The organism is Corallococcus sp. CA047B (assembly GCF_003612065.1).
Taxonomy (GTDB): domain Bacteria; phylum Myxococcota; class Myxococcia; order Myxococcales; family Myxococcaceae; genus Corallococcus; species Corallococcus praedator.
The window spans coordinates 1-7494 of sequence record NZ_RAWD01000396.1; the positions used below are offsets into that span (position 1 = coordinate 1).

Annotated in this window: 6 protein-coding genes; 3 read left to right on the forward strand and 3 right to left on the reverse strand. The window is 71.4% G+C overall.

The genetic code is table 11. The features are described from left to right. Positions 1-385: 385 nt before the first annotated feature. On the forward strand, positions 386-1912 hold the full coding sequence (locus tag D7X74_RS36865) for a cellulose synthase family protein (RefSeq protein WP_120537668.1): 1527 nt from the start codon (positions 386-388) through the stop codon (positions 1910-1912). 98 nt (positions 1913-2010) lie between these two features. On the opposite strand, the gene D7X74_RS36870 is transcribed toward D7X74_RS36865, so the two are convergent. Further along, positions 2011-2535, reverse strand: coding sequence for a hypothetical protein (locus tag D7X74_RS36870; protein ID WP_167508800.1), 525 nt, complete (start codon positions 2533-2535; stop codon positions 2011-2013). Between the two features lie 82 nt (positions 2536-2617). On the opposite strand from D7X74_RS36870, the gene D7X74_RS36875 reads away from it, so the two are divergent. Further along, positions 2618-3613 carry a PEGA domain-containing protein gene (locus D7X74_RS36875; protein WP_120537670.1) on the forward strand — a complete coding sequence of 332 codons (996 nt, stop codon included), beginning with the start codon at positions 2618-2620 and terminating at the stop codon, positions 3611-3613. Positions 3614-3654: 41 nt separating this feature from the next. Here D7X74_RS36875 and D7X74_RS36880 read toward each other — a convergent pair whose 3' ends face one another. Beyond that, on the reverse strand, positions 3655-4188 hold the full coding sequence (locus D7X74_RS36880; protein ID WP_370450847.1) for a hypothetical protein: 534 nt from the start codon (positions 4186-4188) through the stop codon (positions 3655-3657). 123 nt (positions 4189-4311) lie between these two features. On the opposite strand from D7X74_RS36880, the gene D7X74_RS36885 reads away from it, so the two are divergent. Then, positions 4312-6174 (forward strand): M1 family aminopeptidase, encoded by a 1863-nt coding sequence (locus D7X74_RS36885; RefSeq protein WP_370450848.1) that lies wholly within the window; start codon positions 4312-4314, stop codon positions 6172-6174. Between the two features lie 9 nt (positions 6175-6183). Here D7X74_RS36885 and ftsY read toward each other — a convergent pair. Further along, positions 6184-7494: signal recognition particle-docking protein FtsY (ftsY, locus tag D7X74_RS36890; RefSeq protein WP_120537673.1), on the reverse strand; the 1311-nt coding region annotated here is incomplete at its 5' end.

Genomic DNA, 7494 nt, shown 5'->3' on the forward strand with positions numbered 1-7494 from the left:
CCTCCCCGCATCCCCCACGCCCCTGCGCGTCGCCGCCAGGTCCTGAGCCGACCTCCGCACCCTGGACGTCCTCCGCCCGACGGGGCCCGGGGGACTTCCAGGGGCGCGCCATGACGCAGGGAAACGCTGGTTGACGTTTCGCGTCAATGCCGCCCTTTCAAGCCTCTCGGAACCGGGGAATAGTTTGACACGACCCGGGTGCCTCCCTATTGTCCGGCCGCGATCAGAAGTCGGAACGTCAAAGCCTAGTCTTTTCGGGCACATACGGGGCGGGGCTCAGCGGACCCAGGAGGCGGCGGTCAGCGTGAGCGGGTCGGTCGGGCATGCCGCCACGTCTGGTTGGACCGCTGGCGCCAGTGCCAGCGGGAGGGGCTGAGCGTCACCGATGACCACCGTTGAGATCATCTTCCTGGCTGTCTACTTCAGCCTGCTGAGCGTGCTGGGGGTCTATGGATCCCACCGGTACCGCATGGCGTTCCTGTACTACCGCCACAAGTTCAAGCTGCCCACGCCGAACGGCACGCTTCCCGCGTTGCCGCGCGTGACCATCCAGCTGCCCATCTTCAATGAGATGTACGTGGTGGAGCGCCTGGTGGAGTCGGTGTGTCGCATCGACTACCCGCGCGAGCTGCTGGAAATCCAGGTGCTGGACGACTCGACGGACGAGACATGCGGCATCGCGCGTGCGTGCGTGGAGCGCCACCGGCAGAAGGGCCACGACATCGTCTACATCCACCGCGTCAACCGCCAGGGCTACAAGGCGGGCGCGCTGGAGAACGGCCTGAAGCTGGCCACGGGCGAGTACGTGGCGGTGTTCGACGCGGACTTCGTCCCGAGCCCCGACTTCCTGATGCGCACGGTGCCCTTCTTCGCGGACGCGAAGGTGGGCATGGTGCAGGTGCGCTGGGGCCACCTGAACCGTGAGTTCTCCATCCTCACGCAGGCCCAGAGCATCTTCCTGGACGGGCACTTCATCATCGAGCACACCGCGCGCAACCGCGCCGGCTGCTTCTTCAACTTCAACGGCACCGCGGGCATCTGGCGCCGCAGCACCATCTCCGACGCGGGCGGCTGGCAGCACGACACGCTCACGGAGGACCTGGACCTGAGCTACCGCGCGCAGCTCAAGGGCTGGCAGTTCGTGTTCCTGCCGGAGGTCATCTCCCCGGCCGAAGTGCCGGTGGACATGAACGCCTTCAAGAGCCAGCAGCACCGCTGGGCCAAGGGCTCCATCCAGACGGCGAAGAAGCTCTTGCCCACCATCCTCAAGAGCGACCTGCCCCTGCTGGTGAAGCGCGAGGCGTTCTTCCACCTCACCAACAACATGGCCTACCTGTTGATGGTGCTCCTGTCCGTGCTGATGCCCATCAGCATGGTGGTGCGCTTCCAGCACGGCCTGTACGGCACGCTGTTCCTGGACCTGCCCTTCTTCATCACCGCGACGGCCAGCGTCTGCGTCTTCTACGTGGCCGCCCAGCGCGAGCGCGGCGCCACCGGCTGGGAGCGCTTCAAGTACCTGCCGTTCCTGATGAGCCTGGGCATCGGCCTGGCCATCAACAACGCGAAGGCCGTGGGCGAGGCGCTGCTCAACCAGCAGTCGGGCTTCGCGCGCACGCCGAAGACGGGCGCCGAGGGCAAGAGCGTCAAGGCGCCGGTGAAGAAGAGCTACCGCGGCAGCAAGACGCTGATGCCGGTGGTGGAGCTGCTCTTCGCCGCCTACTTCACCGGGGCGCTGTGGTTCGCCATCGACGCGCGCATCTACACGTCGGTGCCCTTCATCGTCCTGTTCCAGGCGGGCTTCCTTTACGTGGGCATGTCCAGCCTGCTCCAGGGCTTCGCGGGCCGGGTGAAGGTGACCGAGTCCGCCCCCGCCGTGACCTCCCCCGAGGAGCAGCCGCGTCAGGCGGCCTGAGTCCTTCCGGGCCGCATTCGTTTCGGGTGTCTCGCGCCGCCGCTTCCTCTTCCGACTTCCGGAAGCAGGGACGGCGGCGCGGTGCTTGCCAGGCCCCCCTACAGGCCGGCGTCGGGCACCCCGCGCCGCAGCACCTGTTCCTGGCGCACGGGGGCGGGGCCGGAGGTGGCGGGGCGGCAGTCCTCGTCGATGGCGGTGCTGGACGCGGCCCGCAGCGTGAGGCCCGAGTCGTCGCAGGCCACCGCCTCGGTGGGGAAGGCGACGGGGCAGGGTGTTCCCGAACCGGTGAAGCCGGTGGCGCGCGTCTCGCCCACGAAGCCGTCCGGGGTGCGGTGCAGGACGATGCCCACGGAGCCCGCGTCCGGGGACTCCACGCCGCCGTCCGCCCATGCGCGCACCACCGCGAGCGACAGCGTGCCGCCGTCGTCCTGGCCCAGGTAGCGGAAGGCCGGGTTCTGCGCGTGGAAGTAGTCGCCGGATTGATCCTTCTCGCAGCCAGGCGGCACATGGATGGCGGGCGCCGCGGGAGGGGTGGTCTCCACCCGGGGCGGGGCCTTGGCCGGACAGGCCGTGAGGGAGAGGACACAGAGGCCGAGCGGGAGGGTGACGAGGGTGCGGTGCATGGGGCGCGGATATTCTCCCAAGCGACGTGCGTGTGGGACGTGTTTGCTTCCCCAGGGATGACTCTCTAACCTTCGGGCCGACATGAGCCTTCGCCGCTTCGCCGTCCTGTCGCTCGTCGCCGTCCTGGCGCTCCCCTCCGCGGTGTTCGCCCAGGAGACCGATGACCTCATCGCGCCTCCCTCGGAGGACACGCCGGCGAAGCCCAAGGGCAAGCCCAAGGCGGTGAAGCCGAAGCCGACCGTGAAGCGCAAGCCGCCCGCTCCGAAGAAGGAGCGCGTGGGCAAGAAGACCAAGCCGGGCAAGACGCCCGCGGTGTCTCCCGCCGACGCGCCGGAGGCCGCGAAGTCCGCGCTGGCGTTCCGGCTGGGCAGCAACGCGCGCGGCGCGAAGATCACCGTGGATGACGTGGAGGTGAACCCCCTGGAGCCCGTGGAGCTGGCGCCGGGCGAGCACCGCGTCCTGGCCCGCCGTCAGGGCTACTCGGACTTCCTCCAGCGCGTCGTGGTGTCGCCGGGCCAGACGACGGACGTGACGGTGGCGCTGGAGGTGGCGACGGGCATCGCCACCCTGCGCGCGGACGTGCCTCGCGCCACGGTGCTGGTGGATGGCGTAAAGGTCGGCGTCACGCCCCTGGAGAACTACGCCATCAGCCCGGGCCAGCACGAGGTGGAGTTCCGCGCCCCGGGCCTCAAGGACGTGAAGAACATCGTCGTGCGCGCCGGCCAGCCCTACCTGGTCGAAGGCCGCCTGCGCCCGGTGGCGGACTCGGACGTGCCGCGCAACGCGGTGCTGGAGCCGGCGGCGACGCCCGCCGGGCCGGTGGAGCAGCCGGGGCTGGCGCTGGGCACGGAGCAGCCGCCGGAGGTGAAGGAGAGCACCGGCACCGCGTGGTACCAGCGCTGGTACGTCTGGGTCGGCGTGGGCGTGGTGGCCGCCGCCGCGGGCGCGGGGGCCTACGCGGCGACGCGTCCCCCGGCGGCGCTCAACCCGGACGTCGACGTCTGCGGTGGCAAGTGCGACGGCACCATCGGCGCGGGCCTGCGCTCGGGGATGCCCGCGGGCGCCCTGCGCTTCTGAGGTCCCTTCGGAAGCGCTGAAGCCGTACTGCTCGGGGCCGGCTACTGGCCCCGCAGGTCGTCCTCGTTGCGGCCCGCGCCCGGCTCCAGCCGCAGGTAGATGGCCGTCACCCGCCCCACGCCCCAGAAGTCCAGCGCGGTGGCGCGGATGCGGAAGGGCTCGGACTCCGGCAGCAGGCCGGTGATGTCCACCTCGTTGGGCTCGAAGCTGAAGGCGTGCCGGCCCAGGTTGTCCACCTGCTCGTTGCCGATGAAGACGCTGTCGGTGAAGCCCACGGCTGCGCGGCGCGACACCTTGCCCTTCGCGTCCAGCACCTCCAGCAGCAGGAAGTTGTCCACGGCGAAGCCCTGGGTGCAGGCCTCGTCCCCGCAGAGACGGGCCTTCGCTCCGTCCAGCATCAGGGGCTGCGTCTCCGCGGTGGCGACGATGCGGGGATTGCGCTCGCCCTCGCGCGTGTCCACCTCCACGTCCTCACGCCGTCCTTCCAGGCTCGCCGTCTCACGCTCGGGCGTGTTGGGCAGCAGGCGGACCGAGCGCGGCTTCGTCGACGCGGCGGCGACGGCGGTGGTGGGCACGGGAACCTGTTTGGCACAGGCGGCCAGGAGGCCAACGGCGGCGGTGAGGGTCAACGTTCGCGGGTGGATCACAGGGAGGCTTGTAGCGAGCGCCCCCGGAGCGGGTCAATTAGCATGCCCCCCATGAGGACCTTCCCCGGATGGTGGCTGCTGTGCGTGCTCGTCGCAGGCCCGTCCGCCGCGGCACCTCCGCGCGCCCCGACTCCCGCTCCGATTTCGACGCCGGCCTCCGTCCCGGGCGCGGGCAGCGTGGCGCCGGAGGTCCAGCTCTGCCTCCAGCACCTCAAACTGTCGGAGCGGGACAGGGCCGCGCGGGCGCTGGGGCCGCTGGACTCCCTGCCGCGCTACCGCGTGCAGCTGGAGGTGGAGCCGAAGGAGCGGCGCGTCTGGGGCAAGGTGCAGGTGGAGCTGGTGGCGAAGGGCCCCGAGCCCCTCACCGAGCTGTACCTGCGGCTGACGCCCAATGCCCGCTCGCGGCAGGTGACGCTCTCCGGCGCGAAGCTCAACGGCAAGGCCGTGACGCTGGAGCCGGGGCCGGAGCCCACGCTGCAGCGCGTGGCGCTGGAGCCGCCGGTGGCGCCGGGCGGCACGGTGTCGCTGGAGTTCGCGGTGAAGGGCGCGGTGCCCCGGGCGGCGCCGGGCGCGGAGTCGCTGGCCGGGGGCCTGGGCGGGCTCATGGGCGGCGGCAAGAAGTCCGGCGCGGAGGACCACGGGGCCTTCTCCGCCACGGCGGACGTGGTGAGCCTGGTGGGCGTGGTGCCGCAGGTGCCCCCAATGGATGCCCAGGGGCGTCCGTGGGACGGGCCGCAGGGGCAGGGCGACCTGGCGCTGTATGAGCCCGCGCACGTGCTGGCCACGCTCACCGTGCCCTCGGGCTGGGCGGCGCACGCCACCGGGACGCCGCTGGGAGAGGTGCCCGAGCGCGATGGCCGCGTGCGCTACAGCTTCGCGGCCGCGGCGGTGCGCGACTTCCCGGTGCTGGTGACGCGCGGCTACCAGTCCGCCACCGCCACGGTGAACGCCGTCACGGTGGAGAGCCACTTCGCGCCCCAGGACGCGGCGGTGGGCAAGCGCGTGCTCAAGTACGCGTCGCAGGCCCTGTCCGAGTTCGAGAAGCGCCTGGGCCCGCTGCCCTACACCCACTTCCGCGTGGTGCAGGCGCCGCTCAGCGGAGGCGCGGGCGGGATGGAGTTCCCGGGGCTCGTCACGGTGGCGACGTCGCTCTACCGCGCGAAGGCCAACCCCATGGCGTTGCTCGGCGGGATGCCCGGCATGGACGAGGCACTCCAGCAGTTCATGGGCGCGCAGGGCGCGGGCCTGATGGCCCAACTGGGGGATTCGCTGGAGCGCACGCTGGAGTTCACCGTGGCGCACGAGGTGGCGCACCAGTACTTCGCGGGCCTCGTGGGCTCCGACCCCATCCACGACCCCGTGGTGGACGAGTCCCTGGCGCAGTACGCCGCGCTCCTCTACATCGAATGGGCCCACGGCAAGGAGGCCGCCGAAGCCCTGAAGCAGGAGGCCCTGGTGATGCCCTACCAGCTCTACCGCGTGGGGGGCGGCAAGGACGGCCGCGCGGACCGGCCCGTGGGCGACTTCGCGGGCGGCGAGATGGAGTACGGCGCGCTGGTGTATGGCAAGGCGCCGCTGCTGCATCAGGCGTCGCGCGAGCTCATGGGGGACGAAGCCTTCTTCAAGGCCCTGCGCGCGTACGTGGACACGTACCGCTTCAAGTGGGCGTGCCGCTCCTGCTTCACGCAGGAGCTGGCGAAGGCGAGCCCCACGAACGCGAAGGCGCTGGGCGCCCTGCGCACGCGCTGGTGGGAGGAGGCCCACGGCGACGAGGACCTGGGCTCCTCAGAGGACCTCCAGGGGCTGATGGGCGCCATGGGCGGCGGCAGCCCGGGCGACGTGGACCTGGGCGCCCAGACGCAGCAGTTGCAGCAGATGCTGGAGGAGATCAACAACCAGCTTCTGGGGCAGTGACGAGGGCCGTCAGTCGAACAGGGCCTGCACGAACTCGCGCGGCTCGAAGCGGCGCAGGTCGGCGATCTTCTCGCCCACGCCCACCCAGACCACCGGCAGCTTCAGCTCGTCGCAGATGCCGATGATGACGCCGCCCTTGGCGGTGCCGTCCAGCTTGGTGAGCGCGATGGCGGTGACGCCCACGGCCTCGTGGAACTGCTTGGCCTGCATGATGGCGTTCTGCCCGTTGGTGGAGTCCAGCACGAGCAGCACCTCATGGGGGGCTCCGGGCAGCGCCTTGTCCATCACGCGCTTGACCTTCTTGAGCTCCTCCATGAGCGGGGCCTTGGTGTGCAGCCGGCCCGCCGTGTCCGCGATGACGACGCTGGCGCCTTCCGTCTGGGCCTTCTTCACGGCCTCGAAGATGACGGCGCCCGGGTCTCCGCCGTCGGTGCCCTTCACCAACTGGGCGCCGGCGCGCTCGGCCCACACGTCCAGCTGTTCGGTGGCGGCGGCGCGGAAGGTGTCGCCCGCGGCGAGCACCACCTTCTTGCCCTGGCCGGTGAGCTGCGCGGCCAGCTTCCCGATGGTCGTCGTCTTCCCGGCGCCGTTGACGCCCACCACCATCACCACGTGCGGCGGGCCTCCGCCCTCCAGCGAGCGCGGCACCGGCAGGTCCACCATCCGCGCGACCTCCTCGCGGATGACGCCCTTGATGCGCTCCGGGTCGCTCAATTCCTTGCGCTTGAGCTTCTCGCGCGCCACCTCCACCAGGTGGTTGGCGGTCCTCACGCCGATGTCGGCGGTGAAGAGGATCTCCTCCAGCTCCGCCAGCACGGACTCGTCCACTTCGCGCTGCTGGCCAAACAGCCCGTTGAGCCGGGCCATGAAGCCCTGGCTCTTCGTGCGGTCCAGGCCCTGCGCCAGCGTGCGGCCTCCCTCGGCCTCCACCTTGGCGCGCGCGGCGGCAGCCTCCGCCTGACGGGCGGCCTCCGCCTGGGCGGCCTCCTGGGCCAGGGCCTCCTCGCGCAGGCGCACCGCTTCGGCCTGCTCCCGCTTGCGGCGCTCGCGCGTCTCGTCGTCGACGGCCTTCTTGGCGCGGTACTCGACGCGCTTGGCCTCTTCCTCGCGCTCCTTGAGGTCGCGGGCCTCCGCCTCCAGGCGGGCGCGCTCGGCGCCGTCCTTCGTGGCGCGGGCGGCGAGCGACGCGGACTCGCGCTGGCGGCGCAGGTCCTCCGTGCGGGCGTGGGCGTCCTCCGCGTCCCGGCGCAGGGCCAGCTCCGTGTCGGAGGGCGGCAGCTCCACGCGCAGCTCGGGGCGCTCGGCGGGCAGTTGGGGCGC